Below are 17507 nucleotides of genomic sequence, written 5' to 3' on the forward strand. Positions count from 1 at the left end.
GTGCCGACCTTGGTCGGCACTGGCCTCTGGTCAGTCGATGACACATCGTGCCGACCAAGGTCGGCACCTACCCAAGGCAGAGCTATCCCTCGCCTTGCAGCAACCACCCACGCATGGCCGCACTGACCTCGTCCGGCTTTTCCATCGGTGCCAGGTGCCCGCAATCGGGCACCACCACCAGCTGCGAGTGCGGCACCAGGGCGTGCATCTCCTCGCTCACCGCCAGCGGCGTGATGCGGTCGTTTGCGCCGCAGACGATCAGCAGCGGATCGCGGTACCCGGCCAGCACATCGTGGCCATCGCGGCGCTCCAGCGCGCTCTGGCGCAGGAACACTTCGGCGCCCAACCGCGCGGTCATGTCGCGCACACGCTGCACCAGCACGTAGTCGTCCAGCCGCGAGGCATCGATGTAGCTGCGCATCAACGCGTCACCGAAGCCGTGGAATTTTCCCGGCAAGCGCACGCTGGCACGTTGGCTGCGGCGCTGCTCGGCACGTTCCGGCGAATCGGCATGGATCGAGGTATCGATCAGCGCCAGCTGCAGCACGCGCTCGGGCGCGATGCGCAGGATCTGCTGGGCGACGAAGCCGCCCAGCGAGAAACCTGCCAGCGCAAAGCGCTCCGGCGCCTGCGCCAGCACGTCCTCGGCCACGCCCTGCAGGGTTTCGCCGCGGGTCTGGTCGCCCACCGTGCAATCGGCGATGTCGGCCAGGTCAGCCAACTGTGAGCGCCACAGCTCGGCGTCGTTGAGCAGGCCGGGCAGCAGCAACAGGGGGATACGGTCGGTCATGGGGGTATTGTCGCGCCATCACGGTGACGGAGCCATGCCGCAACGGGCGGTTGCGTTGTAGAGTCGAGCCATGCTCGACTGCTCCACAGCCAGTCGAGCATGGCTCGACTCTACAGAAAGCAACGACACGGACGCGATCATGGCAGACCCCTACAACAGCGGCTCCCCTTCCCCGCCCGCGTTGCGCTTCGACGATGCGCTGGTCACCACCGCCTTCGAGCTGCCCGGCCATCGCGTCGTGCGCAACCTCGGCGTGGTGCGTGGCATCACTGTGCGCTCGCGCTCGATCGTCGGCAACTTTCTGGGCGGCATCCAGACGATCTTCGGCGGCAACATCACCATCTACACCGAACTGTGCGAGCAGGCCCGCGAGGAAACCTACCGCGACATGGTCAAGCACGCGCGGCAGCTGGGCACCAACGCGATCATCGGCATGCGCTACGACGCCACCGACGTGATGACCGGGCTGACCGAGGTGCTGTGCTATGGCACGGCGGTGGTGGTGGAGCCCCTCCGCTAACCTGGCCGTAGAGTCGAGATTGCTCGACTGCTTCCCGATGGCGACAGTCGAGCAAGCTCGACTCTACAAGTCCGGTGCCGGCACCTCGACCTGCTGCACCGGCAGGGTCACCATCATCACCGTCGGATCGTCTGGATCCAGCCTGGTCTTGAAGCCCAGGCTCTGGCACATCGCCAGCATGGTGCTGTTCTCGCGCAGCACCTGGCCTTCGACCACGTCCAGGCCCAGCCACTTGGCGTACTCGATCATGATCGCCATCAACCGCCAGCCGATGCCGTGGCCCTTCAGGTCCGAACGGATCAGGATGCCGTACTCGCCACGATGGTAATCGGCATCGGCGTGCAGGCGCACCGCACCCAGCATTTCGCCGCTGCGCGGTTCGATCGCCACCAGCGCGATCGAGCGTGCGTAATCGAGCTGGGTCAGGCGCGCGATGAACTCGTGGCTGAAGTGCTTCACCGACTGGAAGAAACGCAGGCGCAGATCCTCGTCACTGACGCGGGCGAAGAACGCACGGAACAGTGCGTCGTCCTCCGGCCGCACCGGGCGCACGAAGGCACGGCCGCCATCGGACAGCTCGATGGTGCGCTCCCACTCCTTCGGGTACGGGAACACCGAGAAACGCGGATGGCCGCGGCCCTTGTGCAGGATGCGCGACGGCGCCACCGCTACGCGGGCATCGAGGGCGAGGATGCCCTTGCCGTCGACCAGCAGCGGGTTGATGTCCAGCGTGCGCACCTCGGGGATATCGGCAGCCAGTTGTGCAAGCTTCACCAGCGCCAGCGCCAGTGCGCGCTCGTCAGCCGCCGGCACGTCACCGTAAGCCTTGAGGATGCGCGAGGCGCGGGTCTGGCCGATCAGCTCATGGGCCAGGCGCAGGTCCAGCGGCGGCAGCGCCAGTGCCTTGTCGTTGATCACTTCGACGGCAGTGCCGCCGCGACCGACCACGATCACCGGACCGAACGTCGCGTCATCGGCGATGCCGACGATCAGTTCGCGCGCCTTCGGGCGGACGATGGTCGGCTGTACCAGCAGGCCATCGATGCGTGCATCCGGCCGCAGCTGGCGTGCGCGCGACAGGATCGCGTTGGCCGCGCTCTGCACCGCCGGCAGCGTGGACAGGTTCAGGCGCACGCCATCCACTTCCGACTTGTGCGGAATGTCCGGCGAGAGAATCTTCAGTGCGACCGTGGCACCGCGCTCCAGCAGCGGCTGCGCCAGATCCATCGCCTCGTGCGCATCGCGTGCATGCATCACCGGCGCGGAGGGAATGCCATAGGCCTTCAGCAGTTCATGCGTAGCCAGCGGGTCCAGCCACTGCTGGCCGTTGGCCAGTGCGGCATCGACCAGTGTGCGCGCGGCGGCCGTGTCGACACTGAAATCCTGCGGCAGGCTGGGCGGCGTTTCCATCAACGCGTTCTGCGCTTCGCGGTAGCGCACCAGGTGCTGGAAGCCACGTACGGCTTCGGCCTCGGTCGGGTAGGTCGGGACGCGTGCCGCGTTGAGCGTGGCGGTGGCCTGATCGTCGTTGCCCAGCCACACCGCGAAGACCGGCTTGTCGCGGTGATGGCGTGGGCGCAGGCCCAGTGTGCGGGTGAGCGCCTGCGCGGCGTCCGCCGATGAGGTGAACGCGGTCGGTACGTTGACGACCATTACCGCATCATTCTCGTTGTCGGCCAGCAGCGCTTCGATGGCCGCGGCATAGCGGTCACCATCGGCATCGACCACGATGTCGACCGGATTGCTGCGCGACCAGCCCTGCGGCAGCACCGCGTCAAGCTTCTCCACCGTGCTGTCGGACAGGTTGGCCAGCGTGCCACGCAATGCGATCAACTGATCCACGGCGAGACGCCCGACACCACCGCCATTGCTGAGAATGGCCAGGCGACGACCGGGGAACGTCCCCAACCGACCCAGCGACTCGGCAGCGGTGAACAGTTCGTCCAGCGCACTTACGCGCAGCAGTCCGGCGCGGTTGAAGGCAGCACCGTACACATCATCGGCGCGGGCCAGGGCCTGCACATGGGTATCGCGGCTGCCCGGCTGCACGCGCTCGACACGGCCGGACTTCACCACCACCACCGGCTTGGCACGCGCGGCGGCACGCGCGGCCGACATGAACTTGCGCGCATCCTTGATCTGCTCGACGTAGAGCAGGATGGCGCGGGTGCGGTAGTCGGTGGCGAAGTAGTCGAGCAGGTCGCCGAAGTCGACGTCCATCGTGTCGCCCAGCGAGACCACGGCGGAGAAGCCGACCGAGCGCGCCACACCCCATTCCACCAGCGCCGCCGCAATCGCCGAGGATTCGGAGATCAGGGCGAGGTCGCCGGCCTGCGGGAAGTGCGCGGCGATGCTGGCATTGAGCCGCGCATGCGGTGCGATCACACCCAGGCAGTGCGGGCCCAGGATGCGCAGGCCATGCTTGCGCGCCACCGTTTCCACCTGTTCCGACAACGAGCCCGGGCCTTCGCCCAGGTGCGCGGTGAGGATGATCGCGGCCTGCACGCCGCGTTCGGCGGCGGTACGCACTACCTGCGGCACGATCGCCGCCGGTGCGGTGATGACGACCAGGTCCGGTACCCAGTCCAGATCCTTCAACCGCTTGATCGTGCGGATGCCATCGATCTCGGCATGCCGCGGGTTGATCCAGGCCACCTTGCCGGGGAAGCCAGTGCCGCGCAGGTTGCGCATCACCGCGCGCCCGGCCGAGCGCTCGCGCGGGCTGCCGCCGATCACCGCGACCGACTGCGGACGGAACACGGACTGCAGGTGGTAGGTACTCATGCGCCTACGGTACCCAAAAAAAGGGGACGGAGGGGATTAAGTCGTTTGTGCCTCATGTGCCTTAAACGACTTAATCCCCTCCGTCCCCTTTTTGTTCTGCATGCCGACCAAGGTCGGCAGCTACCAGAGCACGATGGCTCCGGCTTACAGCAGTGTGCCGTGCAGGATCATCGCGGCGATGCTGAAGTAGATCACCAGGCCGGTCACGTCCACCAGGGTGGCTACGAACGGCGCCGAAGCGCTGGCCGGGTCGAAGCCGAACCGCTTCAGGATGAACGGCAGCATCGAGCCGGACAGCGAGCCGAAGGTGACGATGCCGACCAGCGCGGCGCCGATGGTGATCGCCAGCAGGATCCAGTGCTCGCCGTAGTCGTGCAGGCCGCCCAGCTGCCAGATAACGATACGCACGATGGCCAGGCAGCCAAGGATCGCGCCCAGCACCATGCCGGTGGGCACTTCGCGCAGGGCCACCTTCCACCAGTCACGCAGGCGCAGTTCGCGCAGTGCCAGGCTGCGGATCAGCAGCGAGGTGGCCTGCGAGCCGGAGTTGCCGCCCGAACTCATGATCAGCGGAATGAACAGGGTCAGCACCACGGCGCGCCAGTTCATCCTCGTAGTGCTGCATCGCGCTCGCGGTCAGCATCTCACCCAGGAACAGCACGCTCAGCCAGCCGGCGCGTTTGCGCAGCATCTCGAAGAAGCCGATCTGCATGTACGGCTTGTCCAGCGCTTCCATGCCGCCGAACTTGTGCGCGTCTTCGGTGGACTCCTCGATCAGCGCATCGAGCACGTCGTCCACGGTGACGATGCCAAGCATCTGCTGCTGGTCGTCGACCACCGGGATCGCCAGCAGGTCGTGGCGGCGGATCAGCCGCGCCACTTCCTCCTGGTCCATCAGCGCATCCACGGTCACCGGCGGATTGACCTGGGCCACATCCAGGATCGATTCCTCGGGCAGGCCGGTGATCAGCCGACGCATGGTCACTACCTGCTGCAGCTGCTGGCTGGCTGGGTCCAGCACGTAGATCGCGTACACCGTCTCGCGGGTGCGCTCGACCTGGCGGATGTGCTGCAGGGTCTGCGCCACCGTCCAGCTGGCAGGCACCGCCACGTACTCGGTGGTCATCAGCGCACCGGCAGTGTTCGGTGGGTAGCTGAGCAGCTTCTGGATGGCCTGGCGGGCGTCGGTGCCCAGCAGTGGGATCAGCCGCGCGCGCTCTTCTTCGTCCAGCTCGTGGACGATGTCGGTGGCGCGGTCGTCGGCCATCAGGCCCAGCAGAGCCGCAGCCCGCGCCGGTGGCAGCGCTGCCACCAGCTCACCGCTGCGATGCAGCTCCGGTGCTTCGAGCATCTTCACCGCGCGCGGCAACGGCAGCGCCGCCAGCGTTTCCGCGGCGCGGGTCAGTTCCAGCGTATTGAGGAATTCCACCGCGTCGGCGGTGTTGTAGTTCGCCAGCGGTGCGGCCAGTGCGGCGGCATCGGCCACCGGGCGCAGCAATTGCTTCTGGTTCATCGGTTTTGCCTTGTGGGGGTGCGACCTCGCGCAACGCCAACGCAGGCAAACCGTCCCGATGTCAGGCGGTGGCCATCGCTGGCGTCGAACGAGGTCGACTTCTACTGTCGCTGGACATGGGTTGGGGACTCCGGGATGCGTATGCCGACGGACGCGCCGCCAGCGGCGGGCAGTCTGGACCCGTGGGCCATGCAGGTCAACCCGGCAGCCTTGCGCAGGGCGCCTGCCCGGCAGGTTGTTCTCGTGCGTACACAGGCCGGCGCGCATAATGGCGCGGTGGCACTCGCCTCCCCTTCCCCCACCCGAACGGACGCACCGCGGGCTTCTCCGATGACCAGGTATTCCCATGCATAGCGGTGGTCTGGAACTGGCCCTGGTGCTGCTGCTGGCGGCGGTCATCGCCGTGCCGGTGTTCAAGAAGTTCGGCTTCGGCGCGGTGCTGGGCTACCTGGCGGCCGGCGTGGTGCTGGGCCCGGACGGGCTGGGCTTCGTGCAGGACGCCGACCGCATCCTCGGCGCCGCCGAGATCGGCGTGGTGATGCTGCTGTTCGTGATCGGTCTGGAACTGTCACCGGCCCGCCTGAAGGTGATGCGGCGCTCGGTGTTTGGTGCCGGTGCGGCACAGGTGGCGCTGTCCGGGCTGGTGCTGGGCGGCCTGTTGCTGCTCGACCATTTCCAATGGAAGAGCGCACTGGTGGTGGGCGTGGCACTGGCGCTGTCGTCCACCGCGGTCGGCCTGCAGCTGCTGTCAGAACACAAGGCGATCAACAGCGACCATGGCCGGCTCGGGTTCGCCATCCTGCTGTTCCAGGACCTGATCGCGATTCCGCTGCTGGCGGCCATCCCGCTGCTGGGCGGGGTAAAGAACGAGACCCTGCGCTGGGAAGACGCCGCCGTGGCCCTCGGCGCGCTGGCGGTGGTGATCCTGTGCGGGCGACCGGTGCTGCGCAAGGTGTTCGGCATCATCGCGCGTACCCGCAGCCCGGAAGTATTCACCGCGACCGCACTGCTGGTGGTGCTGGGCACCGCCTGGTTCATGCAGGAGGCCGGCCTCAGCCCCAGCCTGGGCGCGTTCCTGGCCGGCGTGCTGCTGTCCGATTCGGAGTTCCGGCACGAACTGGAAGCGCAGATCGAGCCGTTCAAGGGGCTGCTGCTGGGCCTGTTCTTCATTGCGGTGGGCATGGGCATCGACCTCGACCGCATCGCTGCCGAGCCGTGGCTGATCGCCGCCGGCGTGGCGATCCTGCTGGTGGTCAAATTCAGCCTGCTGTACGTGATCGGGCGCATCGCAAAGCTCAGTTCACGGCACTCGCTGCTACTGGGCAGCGTGCTGTGGCTGGGCGGCGAGTTCGCCTTCGTGGTGTTCAACGAAGCGCAGCGCGCACCTGCTGGGCAACGCCAACCATGACCGCCTGGTGGCGATCGTCGGCCTGTCGATGGCGATCACGCCACTGCTGATGATCGCGCTGCTCAAGCTGCTCGGCCAGGAGAAGGCAACGCCGCGCGAGGCAGCCGAGGCCGACAAGGTGGCGCCGGACAACCGGCCGAAGGTGCTGATTGCCGGCATGGGCCGCTTCGGCCAGGTCATCGCGCGCCTGCTGACCGCGCAGAAGGTGCCCTTCGTGGCACTGGAAGCGAACCCCGATACCGTGGCCGACCTGCGCCGCTTCGGCAACCAGCTGTACTACGGCGACCCGACCCGGCCAGAGATGCTGCGCGCGGCCGGCGGCGAGCACATCGATGTGTTCGTGATCACCGTGGACGACCCGGAGACCAACCTGCGTGCAGTGCGCATGGTGCGCCGGCTGTACCCGGACGCGAAGGTGCTGGCACGTGCACGCAACCGCCAGCATGCGTGGCGCCTGATGGACATGTCGGCCGAGCCGTTCCGCGAAGTGTTCGGCACCAGCCTGGAAATGAGCGGGCGCGTGCTGACTGCATTGGGTGTTGCACCTGAAGTGGCCGAACGCCACGTGCAGCGCTTCCGTGAGCACGACGAGCAGCTGCTGCGCGACCAGTACCTAGTGTACGACGACGAGGCCGCCGTGATCCAGACCTCGCGCGATGCACGCAACGACCTGATGCACCTGTTCGAGGCCGACGCGGAAAGCGACGGCAAGTAGGCGTGCCGACCAACGGTCGGCACCCACCACAGATTGCGGTAGTGCCGGCCGCTGGCCGGCAGCCTCGAGATTCCGGTGGTTTCATGAGGTTGCCGGCCAGCGGCCGGCACTACCCATTTCCAGGGATCAGCCGTTGTCGCGCAGAAACCGCGCCATCGACGAAACGCCCGGCACGCGCGGTTCGAACTCGCCGGCCACGTCGATGAAGCCGCGCATCACCGCGATCTCGCGCGGGCTGCGGTTGAGGCTGTCGCGCACTTCCGGATCGGCACCGGCGCGCAGCAGGCGCTGCACCAGCAGCGGCAGACCGTGCAGGGCCGCGAGGTGCAGCGGTCCGAAGCCGCGCGGATCACGCACCTCAAGGCTCACGTCTTCGTCCAGCAGGCGTTCCACTGCGGCCATCACCACCTGTTCGTCGCAGGCGGTGCCGGGCTCGGCGCGTGCGCCCAGCAGCAGCAGCAGCGGCGTGACCGAACCGGCGGCGGCCTGGTCCGGTTCGGCACCGGCCAGCAGCAGGGTGTCGAGCAGGGCCAGCAGGCGCGAGCGATCGCGCGCACTGAAACCGTACAGGGCAGCGCAATGCAGCGGCCCCAGCTGCTGCGCGTCACCGGCATGCACGTCGGCACCGGCGGTGAGCAGGCGCGCGACGATGTCCGGCAGGCCCAGCGCCGAGGCCAGCATCAGCACGGTCACGCCGCCCGGCAGGCGGTGTTCCAGCTTGGCGCCGGCGTCGAGCAGGGCCGAAACGATGTCCACCTGGCGCATGCTGACCGCCGCCGACAGCGGCGTCGCACCACTGGCAGCGGCGTGCTGCGGATCGGCGCCGCGTGCCAGCAGCAGGTCGGTTACTGCCAGATGGCCACCACCGGCCGCACGCAGCAGCGCGGTGCAGCCCTGTGCGTCGACTGCGTCGACGGCAAATCCCAGATCGATCAGGCGGCGCACCGCATCGACGTCACCGGCCATCGCAGCGGCCGGCAGATCGGCCTCGCGCAGGGTGCGGCGCGGCAACGGCCACACCCGCCAGTCGAGCCAGTCGGCCAGGTCACGGCGACCGATCGACAGCGCCACGCCCAGCGGCGTCTGGCCGTCGGCGGCTCGTGCTTCCGGCGAGGCACCGTGCTGCACCAGCAGCTTCAGCGCGCCTTCGCGGGCCAATGCGGTGGCCAGATGCAATGCGGTCATGCCATGGCTGTCACGCGCTTCACGATCGACACCGGCCTTGAGCAGGGCCTGCTGCAGGCGCAGCCAGCCCAGGCGCACTGCCAGCGACAACGGCGGGTCACCCGCTGGCGAGGCCGCGAACGGATCGGCACCACGTTCCAGCAGTTCCAGCGCCAGCTGCTCCAGGCCGCGGGCGGCCTGATCGTGCTGTGCGCAGGCGGCAAGGAAGCGCGCCAGGCCACCGCGTCCGGCCGGCGACAGGCCGCGCTGCAGCATGACCTGCAGCGCCGGCACCGCATCGATGCCGCGCGACAGCAGCGCGAACATCGGCGTGTCGGAGCAGGCGTCACGCACGTAGGGATCGGCGCCGTGGCCCAGCAGCCAATCGACCGCGCGCGGCTCCAGTGCCAGCTCCGGATCGAACAGCAGGCCGCCCAGTTCTTCCGGCTGGCACAGCTTGGCCAGCGCCGCCATGCCCTCGGTATTGCCGAAGCCCAGCGCTTCGCGCAGCAGGGTCAGCGGCGGACGGTCCGGCAGCAGGCCACTGGCGCTGGCGGCTTCGCCGCGCTCGGCCAGGCCATCACTGACGGCGGCCGGCAACGGATAGGACGGGTCCAGCAGCGCCACAATCGCCCAGCGACCGGCTTCGGCGGCGTAGTCCACCGCACGGCGGCCAACCGGATCGGTGGCATCGGCGGCGATGCCCAGCTCGACCAGGCGCTTGATCAGCAATGGCGAGACATCCTCGGCCATCGCCGCCAGCTGCACCGCATTGCGGCCTTCGCCGTCCACCGCAACCAGATCCGGCTTGTGCGGCAGCAGATGCTCGACCACGGCAGCGCGACCGGCACGGGCCGCTTCCAGCCACGGCGTACGGCCCAGCGCATCGCGCGCTTCCAAATTGGCACCGGCACCCAGCAGCACGCCGATGATCTCGACGTGGCCAGCCAGTGCGGCCTCATGCAGCGCGCTGCGGCGCTGGCGATCACGCGCGTCAGCCCGCGCCTTGTGCTTGAGCAGCAGCTGCACGCCGGCCGGATCGTCGTCTTCGGTGGCGGCCGCGGCCAGCAACACCGGGGTGCCTTCGGCCGGTTCGCTGCGCGCACCACGCTCCAGCAGGAAGCGGGCCAGGCGCCAGTTGCCGACCTGGCAGGCCACGGCCAGCGGCGACCAGCCCTCGTTGTTCAGCGCGTCGACTTCGGCGGCGGCATCGCGCAGCAGCGCGGCCACGCCCGGGTCGGAACTGCGCGCGGCATGGTGCAGCGGGGTGTTGCCATCGCTGTCGATGGCACGCGAATCGGCACCGTTGGCGAGCAGGGTCATCACCGCTTCGGGACGGCCGTGCCAGCTGTCGCGGGTGGCGGCCAGCAGCGGGGTCATGCCCCGGTGCGGCGCATTCACATCGACGCCGCGGGCGATCAGTTCGCGCAGCAGGCGCAGGTCGGGCAGCACCGCCGCCAGCACCGCCAGGCTGCGCTGGTCGCGCCAGTTCGGGTCCGGCAGCGCATACGGATCGGCACCGGCCTGCAGCAGCTGCAGGCCCCGGTCGATGCGGCCATGGCGGGCGGCTTCATACAGGGCCGGGGTCAGCTCCTGCGGCGCCATCGCCTCCAGCGGCGCGGTTTCGGCCGCAGCGGCGAACATCGGTTCGTGCTCGTTGCCGGCGCTGGCCAACGGGCTCGCGCGCAGCGACACCAAGGGTGCCGGCGCCACCCGCTGCAGCAGCAGGTGCAGCACGGGAGACAGCAGCACCACCGCCAGCGCGGCGGGCCAGCGCGCCTTCCGGCAACAGGCCCGGCCAGGCCGGCAGCACCACCAGCGCGGCCAGCGCGATCACCAGCGCGGCGACACCGAGACCGCGCCAGGCGGTCAGGTCGCGTCCGGCCAGCGCCTGCCAATGCTGGGCGAGATTGCCATCCAGGCGTTCGACATCGTTCCACAGCGGCCAGGTGCGCCAGGCCGCCAGCAGGCCGGCACTGACCAGCACGCTCAGGCCCAGCACCGCGGCCAGGCTGCCGCTGTCACGCAGCGCCGCCAGCGGCCAGGCCAGCAGCAGCGCCAGCAACAGCGGCGCTGCCGTCCACAACGCCAGCAGCGCCGGCAGGTCCTGGCGCGCGACGATCTTCAGCGGCAGCAGCGCGCGGCTGCGACGCCACCACGACACACCCAGCGCGAACGCCGGCTGCGCCAGGGCGGCAAGGATGGCGCCTGGAACGCCGCCCACAGCGGCGCCAAGCGCCAGCACGGCGCCTACGGCGAAGGCGATCGACAGGGCGCGCGGACGGGACGTGTCAGTCATAGTGGCGCGGCATCAGGCTGGCCACCGATGGCGGCACCTGCAGGTAGAACCCGCGCTCGCTCATTTCGCTGCGGACCTTTTCCGGATCGGCCTGGGCCAGGCGGCGCTGGGCATCCAGGGCCACGTCCAGGACGAAGGCGAGCGTCCCCAGCGAGGTGAGCAGCGGCGCAGGCAGCGCGCTGAAATCATCGCGACGGGGAACGTAGACGTAGGTGTCCGGCTTGAGTTGGCTTTTATAGACGTAGGCGTGCATGTCCGCGGGACGATAACCCGGGAAGAGCCATGATTGTGTCGGAAAGCCGACACCGGGGAAAGCCGTCAGCCGACGATGGCGGCGTGATCGGCGGCGTTTCCCCGGCGGGATTCAGCAATGTGGCGGCGGCGTTCAGCCAACGCCGCCGCCACACGGGCGCTTACTTGACCTTGGCGTAGGTGCCCTTCAGCGCGACACCGGCGAGGATCGCACCGGCATAGCATTCGTAGTTGGTGCTGCTCTTGAACTCGTTCTTCTTGTAGTAGCTGACGATGTCGACCACGGCGTTGGCGCCGCGCGACTTGGCACCGTCCTGCAGCGCGCGCAGCGCCGACAGCGCGACCCAGCGGCAGGCCTCGGCATCGCTCTTGTTGGCGGCGTTGGTCTTCTTGTTGGTCACGTCTTCGCCCAGGCGCTGCTGCACGCTGACCGGCTGGCCGGCCAGGTAGAAGCGGACGCTGCCGTCGATGCCGGCGTCCTTGGCGGCCTGCGAACTGACCAGTTCCTGCAGGGACTGCTCCACGCGGGTATCGCGGGCAGAAGCGGTGGAGGCCAGGGCCAGCAGTGCGGTGGCCGTGGCGATCATCAGGGTGCGGCGCATCGGAACATCTCCTTGTCGAGGGTGCGGGTAGGTTGCGGGAACAGCGGCGGTGGGGCGGTGGATCACTCGCGCCAGCGGCGGAACACCAGCGAGGTGTTGATGCCACCGAAGGCGAAGTTGTTGCTCATCACGTACTCGGCCTGCAGTTCACGGCCCTGCCCGGTGATGAAGTCGAGCTGGCCGCAGCGTGGATCGACCTCGGCCAGGTTCAGGGTGGGCGCGAACCAGCCGGCGCGCATCATCTCGATGCTCATCCAGGCCTCGAACGCACCACAGGCGCCCAGCATGTGGCCGACGTAGCTCTTCAGCGAGCTGATCGGCATGCGGCTGCCGAACACCTGCGCGGTGGCCTGGGTCTCGGCGATGTCACCGTGGTCGGTGGCGGTGCCGTGGGCGTTGACGTAGTCGATCTGCGCCGCGTCCAGCCCGGCATCCTCCAGCGCCAGGCGCATGGCCTGGGCCATGGTGTCGGCACTGGGCTGGGTGACGTGTTGGCCATCGCTGTTGGTGCCGTAGCCGACCACCTCGGCAAGGATGGTGGCGCCACGTGCCTGCGCGTGCTCCAGGTCTTCCAGGATCAGCGTACAGGCACCCTCGCCCAGCACCAGGCCATCGCGGCCGGCATCGAACGGGCGCGGCGTGGTCTGCGGCGCATCATTGCGCACGCTGGTGGCGAACAGGGTGTCGAACACTGCCGCGGCAGTGGCATCGAGCTGCTCGGCACCGCCAGCCACCATCACCGTCTGCTTGCCGCTGCGGATCGCTTCGTAGGCCGCGCCCACGCCCTGGCTGCCCGAGGTGCAGGCACTGGAGGTGGTGTAGACGCGCCCGGACAAACCAAAGAACACACCGATGTTGACCGGCGCGGTGTGGCTCATCATCTTCAGGTAGGTGGTGGCACTGATGCCGTCGGTGGTGAACTCGTTGAGCATGCGGCCGAATTCACCGGTGGCCTCGTGGCTGCCCGAGGACGAACCGTAGGCCACGCCGGTACGGCCACTGCGCAGCACCGGGTGCTCGTGCAGGCCAGCCTCGCGCAGTGCCACCTCGGTGGCGCGCACCGACATGATCGCGACCTTGCCCATCGAGCGGGTGGTCTTGCGGTTGTAGTTCGGCGGCAGCTCGAAGTCCTGCGCCGGCGCGGCTAGCTTGGTGTTCAGGCCGGCATAGACATCCCATTCGGGCATCGTGCGCACGGCATTGCGGCAGCTGCGCAGGTGCGTTTCGATGGTGGGCCAGTCGTGGCCGAGCGGACTGATGGCGGCCGCACCGGTGACCACCACGCGACGATCGGCAGCCATCAGAGCATGCCTCCGTTCACCGAGATCACCTGGCGGGTGATGTAGCCAGCCGGTTCGGACAGCAGGAACGCCACCGTGGCCGCCACTTCGTCGGGACGACCGACGCGGCCGGCGGGAATCAGCTTGAGCGCGTGTTCGATCACTTCATCGTTGAGCATTTCGGTCTCGATCAGGCCCGGGGCCACGCAGTTGACGGTGATCTGGCGGCTGGCCAGTTCCAGTGCCAGCGCCTTGGTGGCACCGATGATGCCGGCCTTGGCGGCACTGTAGTTGACCTGGCCGCGGTTGCCGGCCAGCCCGGACACCGACGACAGGGTGACGATGCGGCCCGGCTTGCGCCGCCGCACCATCGGCATGATCAGCGGATGCAGCACGTTGTAGAAGCCATCCAGGTTGGTGTGGATGACCTGGTCCCAATCCTCCGCCGACAGTGCCGGGAAGGCGCCATCACGGGCGATGCCGGCATTGCAGACCACGCCGTAGTACGCGCCGTGCGCTTCGACATCGGCCTCCAGCGCGGCGCGTGCGGCCTCGCGGTCGGCTACGTCGAACGCCAGCACGCGGGCCTGCTGGCCCAAGGCCTGGATCTCGGCCATCACGGCCTGTGCCTCTTCCACGCGGCTGCGGCAATGCACCACCACGTCGAAGCCGTCGCGCGCGATGCGCAGCGCGATGGCCCGGCCGATACCCCGGCTGGCGCCGGTCACCAGCACGCTTCGATTCCCTGTCATGCCTGTCCACTCTCCAGATAGGCCATCGCGTCGGCCGGTTCGAACACCGACACGTTGGCTGTCGCCCATTCGTCCTCGCCCGCCAGGATGCGGCAGGCGAACATCCCCAATCCATTGTCACCCAACAGCTCGCAGCGCGCCTGTACGCGCAGCCGCGAACCGCTGGGGAAGCTGCTGCGCGCTGCTGTAGCGGCGGCTGCCGAGCAGGAAGCCCAGCTGCGGCGGCTTGCCGGCCGCACGCGCGCGGCAGCCGGCCCAGGCCGCGATGGCCTGCGCCATGTATTCGATGCCGACCCACGCCGGCACTTCGCCGTTCTCCACGAACAGGCCGGATTCGGGCACCACCAGTTCAGCCTCGAGGGTGTCCTGGTCCCACTGCGTGATGCGCTCCAGCAGGCACATGTCCTGGCGGTGCGGCACCACGTCCTCGATCGCGTACAGCGTGTTCATCGACGCTCCAGTGCCAGCACGGCATTGCTGCCGCCGAAGGCGAACGAATTGCTCAGCACCCGCCGCCGCGGCTGCGCCAGGCAGGAGCCCGGCGCGACCAGCGGCAGCACCGGCAGTGCGGGGTCGGGCACGCCGTCCCACCAGTGCGGCGGCAGCTGCTGCTGTGGGTTCTCGGCCAGCAGGATCCAGCACAGCGCCGCCTCGATCGCGCCCGAGGCACCCAGCGTATGGCCGGTCAGCGGCTTGGTCGAACTGGCCGGCACGCCATTGCCCAGCACCTGCGAGACCGCCAGGCTTTCCATCGCATCGTTGTGCCCGGTGGCGGTGCCATGCAGGTTCACGTAATCCACTTCGTCGGCGCCCCAGCCGGCGCGCAGCAGCGCCTGCTGGAGGGCGTCGATGGCCCCCATCCCCTGCGGATCGGGGGCGGACATGTGATGGGCATCGGCCGATTCGCCCCACCCGGCCAGGCACACCGGACCGGGTTCGCGGGTGAGCAGGAACAACGCAGCGCCCTCGCCGATGTTGATGCCGGAGCGGTGCTGCGAGAACGGATTGCAGCGCAGTGCCGACACCGATTCCAACGCGCTGAAGCCGGCCACGGTGAAGCGGCACAGCGAATCGGCACCGCCGGCAATCACCGCATCGACGATGCCGGCGCGCAGCATGCGCGCGGCCGACATCAGCGCCTTGGCGCTGGACGAGCAGGCGGTGGACAGGGTCCATGCCGGCCCCTGTGCACCACTGCGCTGGCGCACGAACTGCGCGGCGGTGCCCATTTCCTGCTGGGCGTAATCGAAGCCCTGCGGCCACTGGCCCTGTTCGGCGTGGGTGCGCAGGGCCTGCTCGGATTCACCAATGCCCGAGGTGCTGGTGCCCAGCACCACCGCCACACGCTCGGCACCATGGCGGGCGATCGCGGCGGCCACCGCTGGTGCGATCTGCGCCAGTGCCACGTCCAGCAGGGCGTTGTTGCGCCCGCGCAGGGCCACCGGCAGGTCCTCCAGCGCCGGCAGCGGCGTGCGCACCTCTCCCAGCGCCAGGGTGCGCCCCGGCAGCAGGCTGTCGTTGTCGCTGAGCCCGCCCGGCACATCGGCGAACATCGCCGACGCGACCGCGGCGCGGCCATCGCCGAGCGCGCAGACTACGCCCAGGTCGTTCAGGTAGATCGGTGCACTCATCGGTCCTGCCCGGCCATGTCGATCGATTCGATGCGCAGCGCATAGCCTTCGGCGCGGTTGTCCAGCTGCACGCTGCCATCGTCCAGGCGCTGCAGCTGCAGCCACACCGTGCCGTCGCGCGACAGGCTGCGCTGTCGGCCGTCATCGCTGACCTGCCAACCGGCCGGCAACGCGGCGGCAATGGCCGCGGTCGGCCACAGCGCGAACTGCAGGTCATCCAGCACGCGCTCGGCACGCACCTGCGGCGGCAGCCACGGCGCGCTGCTGGGTCAGCTGCTGGCCGTCCCACTGCAGGCGCACGCCGGTCTGGCCCATCGCCTGCACCGCCAGCTGCACCTGCTGCGCATCGGCTTCCAGCAGAGCATCCAGCTCGCGCTCATGCGTACCGAAACGGAAATGCAGCTGCTGCTGCAATGCCAGCGGCGCCGGCAGGCTGGCCGGCGACAGGCGCAGCGGCGGCAGTTCCACCAATGGCTTGGGCATGCGGCCGGCACAGGCGGCCAGCAGCAGGCACAGCAGCACGGCCGCGGTACGGGCGATCAGGCGCTGCACAGCTGCTCCAGCACGCGCATGCGGCGGCCGCTTTCGTCGGCCACATACGGGTTGTTGGTGTCCCAGGCGTAGCCGGCCAGGATGGAACTGATCATGTCGCGTACTTCGGGCTGCTGCTGCGGATGGTAGATGATCTTCTGGAAGCCGCCCTCGTACCAGCTTTCAACGAAGCGGCGGAAGGTCTTCACGCCGGCACGCAGCGGGATCGAGAATTCAGCTTCCCAGTCGACGGTTTCGCCGGCATAGCGGCGCGCCAGGCATTCGCTGGCCAGCTGCGCGGACTTGAAGGCGATGGTAACGCCGGAGGAGAACACCGGGTCGAGGAACTCGCCGGCATTGCCCAGCAGGGCGTAGCCCGGGCCCCACAATGAGCTGACATTGGCCGAGTAACCGGTGATGCGGCGCACCGGCAGCACCGCCCATTCGGCGTTGGCCAGCAGCCGGGTCAGGTTGGGGTCCTCGCCGACGATGGCCTGCAGCTTCTGCAGGTCGTCGCCTTCGTAGCGTTCGAAGAACGATGGCTCGGCGACCACGCCCAGCGAGCAGCAGCCGTTGGAGAACGGGATCGTCCAGTACCAGACGTCGATGTGCTCGGGGTGGGTGGTGATCAGGATCTTGTTGCGATCGAAGTCCGCTTCGGCCGGAATGTTGTCGCGCACGTGGCAGAAGATCGCGCCTCGCACCGGGAAGTTGGACGGCGATTCCAGCTGCAGCAGGCGTGGCAGCAGGCGCGCGAAGCCTGATGCGTCAAGGATGAAATCGGCCTCGATGCGGTACTCGCTGCCGTCCGGGCGGCGCACGGTCACCGCCGGCTGCTCGCCCGGCTCGACCGCAAGCACTTCATCGCCGAAGCGCAGCGTGGTGCCCATGCGCTCGGCGCCGCGTGCCAGCACGTTGTCGAAGTCGGCGCGCTGCACCTGGTAGGTGGTGCCCCAGCCTGGCGAGAACTTCTTCCTGAAGTCGAACGCGGTGCGCGCCTCGCCATGCACGAACGCGGCGCCGTTCTTGTGCTGGAAGCCCGCTTCGACCACGTCCTGCAGCAGGCCAGCCGCTTCGATGTACTCCATGCTCTGCGGCAGCAGGCTTTCACCGATCGAGAAGCGCGGGAACTGCTGGCGCTCCAGCATCAGCACCTGGCGGCCCTGCTGGCGCAGCATCGCCGCGGCCACCGAGCCAGCCGGGCCCGCGCCGATGATCAGGATTTCAGTACGTTCGACAGCATCCACAGCAGTATTCATCGGTGCG

At 68.6% G+C, this 17507-nt stretch carries 9 protein-coding genes and 6 pseudogenes; 3 read left to right on the forward strand and 12 right to left on the reverse strand.

Going from position 1 to position 17507, the window contains the following annotated elements; all coding sequences use genetic code 11:
• Positions 1-82: 82 nt before the first annotated feature.
• On the reverse strand, positions 83-790 hold the full coding sequence (locus ACZK2V_RS22360) for an alpha/beta fold hydrolase (protein WP_154264786.1): 708 nt from the start codon (positions 788-790) through the stop codon (positions 83-85).
• 139 nt (positions 791-929) lie between these two features.
• Between ACZK2V_RS22360 and ACZK2V_RS22365 the strand changes: the two genes are divergently transcribed.
• Positions 930-1310, forward strand: a complete 381-nt coding sequence (locus tag ACZK2V_RS22365; protein WP_486322829.1) for a YbjQ family protein — start codon at positions 930-932, stop codon at positions 1308-1310.
• Positions 1311-1373: 63 nt separating this feature from the next.
• On the opposite strand, the gene ACZK2V_RS22370 is transcribed toward ACZK2V_RS22365, so the two are convergent.
• A complete protein-coding gene (locus ACZK2V_RS22370; protein ID WP_486322830.1) occupies positions 1374-4094 on the reverse strand; it encodes a bifunctional acetate--CoA ligase family protein/GNAT family N-acetyltransferase in 2721 nt (906 codons plus the stop codon).
• Between the two features lie 144 nt (positions 4095-4238).
• Positions 4239-5607 (reverse strand): annotated as a pseudogene (mgtE, locus tag ACZK2V_RS22375) (magnesium transporter).
• A 346-nt stretch (positions 5608-5953) separates the two neighbouring features.
• On the opposite strand from mgtE, the pseudogene ACZK2V_RS22380 reads away from it, so the two are divergent.
• Positions 5954-7068, forward strand: a pseudogene (locus ACZK2V_RS22380) (monovalent cation:proton antiporter-2 (CPA2) family protein); the annotation flags it as partial.
• 80 nt (positions 7069-7148) lie between these two features.
• Positions 7149-7730 (forward strand): annotated as a pseudogene (locus tag ACZK2V_RS22385) (NAD-binding protein); the annotation flags it as partial.
• 126 nt (positions 7731-7856) lie between these two features.
• Here ACZK2V_RS22385 and ACZK2V_RS22390 read toward each other — a convergent pair.
• From ACZK2V_RS22390 to ACZK2V_RS22430, 9 genes and pseudogenes are all read right to left on the reverse strand, one after another.
• Positions 7857-11193, reverse strand: a pseudogene (locus ACZK2V_RS22390) (ankyrin repeat domain-containing protein).
• The gene (locus tag ACZK2V_RS22395) at positions 11186-11446 is read right to left on the reverse strand and encodes a YcgL domain-containing protein (RefSeq protein ID WP_010482302.1); all 261 of its coding nucleotides are present in this window, start codon (positions 11444-11446) and stop codon (positions 11186-11188) included. The pseudogene ACZK2V_RS22390 and the gene ACZK2V_RS22395 overlap by 8 nt, the downstream one beginning before the upstream one ends.
• A 160-nt stretch (positions 11447-11606) precedes the next feature.
• Positions 11607-12047: a hypothetical protein gene (locus ACZK2V_RS22400; RefSeq protein WP_010482305.1), complete on the reverse strand. Its 441-nt coding sequence runs from the start codon at positions 12045-12047 to the stop codon at positions 11607-11609.
• 62 nt (positions 12048-12109) lie between these two features.
• On the reverse strand, positions 12110-13348 hold the full coding sequence (locus ACZK2V_RS22405; RefSeq protein ID WP_180866481.1) for a beta-ketoacyl-ACP synthase: 1239 nt from the start codon (positions 13346-13348) through the stop codon (positions 12110-12112).
• Positions 13348-14079: a 3-ketoacyl-ACP reductase FabG2 gene (locus ACZK2V_RS22410; RefSeq protein WP_486322831.1), complete on the reverse strand. Its 732-nt coding sequence runs from the start codon at positions 14077-14079 to the stop codon at positions 13348-13350. The genes ACZK2V_RS22405 and ACZK2V_RS22410 overlap by 1 nt, the downstream gene beginning before the upstream one ends.
• A pseudogene (locus ACZK2V_RS22415) lies at positions 14076-14529 on the reverse strand (hotdog family protein). The gene ACZK2V_RS22410 and the pseudogene ACZK2V_RS22415 overlap by 4 nt, the downstream one beginning before the upstream one ends.
• On the reverse strand, positions 14526-15710 hold the full coding sequence (locus ACZK2V_RS22420; RefSeq protein WP_486322832.1) for a beta-ketoacyl-[acyl-carrier-protein] synthase family protein: 1185 nt from the start codon (positions 15708-15710) through the stop codon (positions 14526-14528). Before ACZK2V_RS22420 ends, ACZK2V_RS22415 begins: the two are co-directional and overlap by 4 nt.
• Positions 15707-16262: pseudogene (locus tag ACZK2V_RS22425) on the reverse strand (DUF3261 domain-containing protein). The gene ACZK2V_RS22420 and the pseudogene ACZK2V_RS22425 overlap by 4 nt, the downstream one beginning before the upstream one ends.
• Positions 16250-17500 carry an NAD(P)/FAD-dependent oxidoreductase gene (locus tag ACZK2V_RS22430; protein WP_032129172.1) on the reverse strand — a complete coding sequence of 417 codons (1251 nt, stop codon included), beginning with the start codon at positions 17498-17500 and terminating at the stop codon, positions 16250-16252. The pseudogene ACZK2V_RS22425 and the gene ACZK2V_RS22430 overlap by 13 nt, the downstream one beginning before the upstream one ends.
• Positions 17501-17507: the final 7 nt, after the last annotated feature.

It is taken from the genome of Stenotrophomonas sp. 93052_Sma (assembly GCF_056481145.1).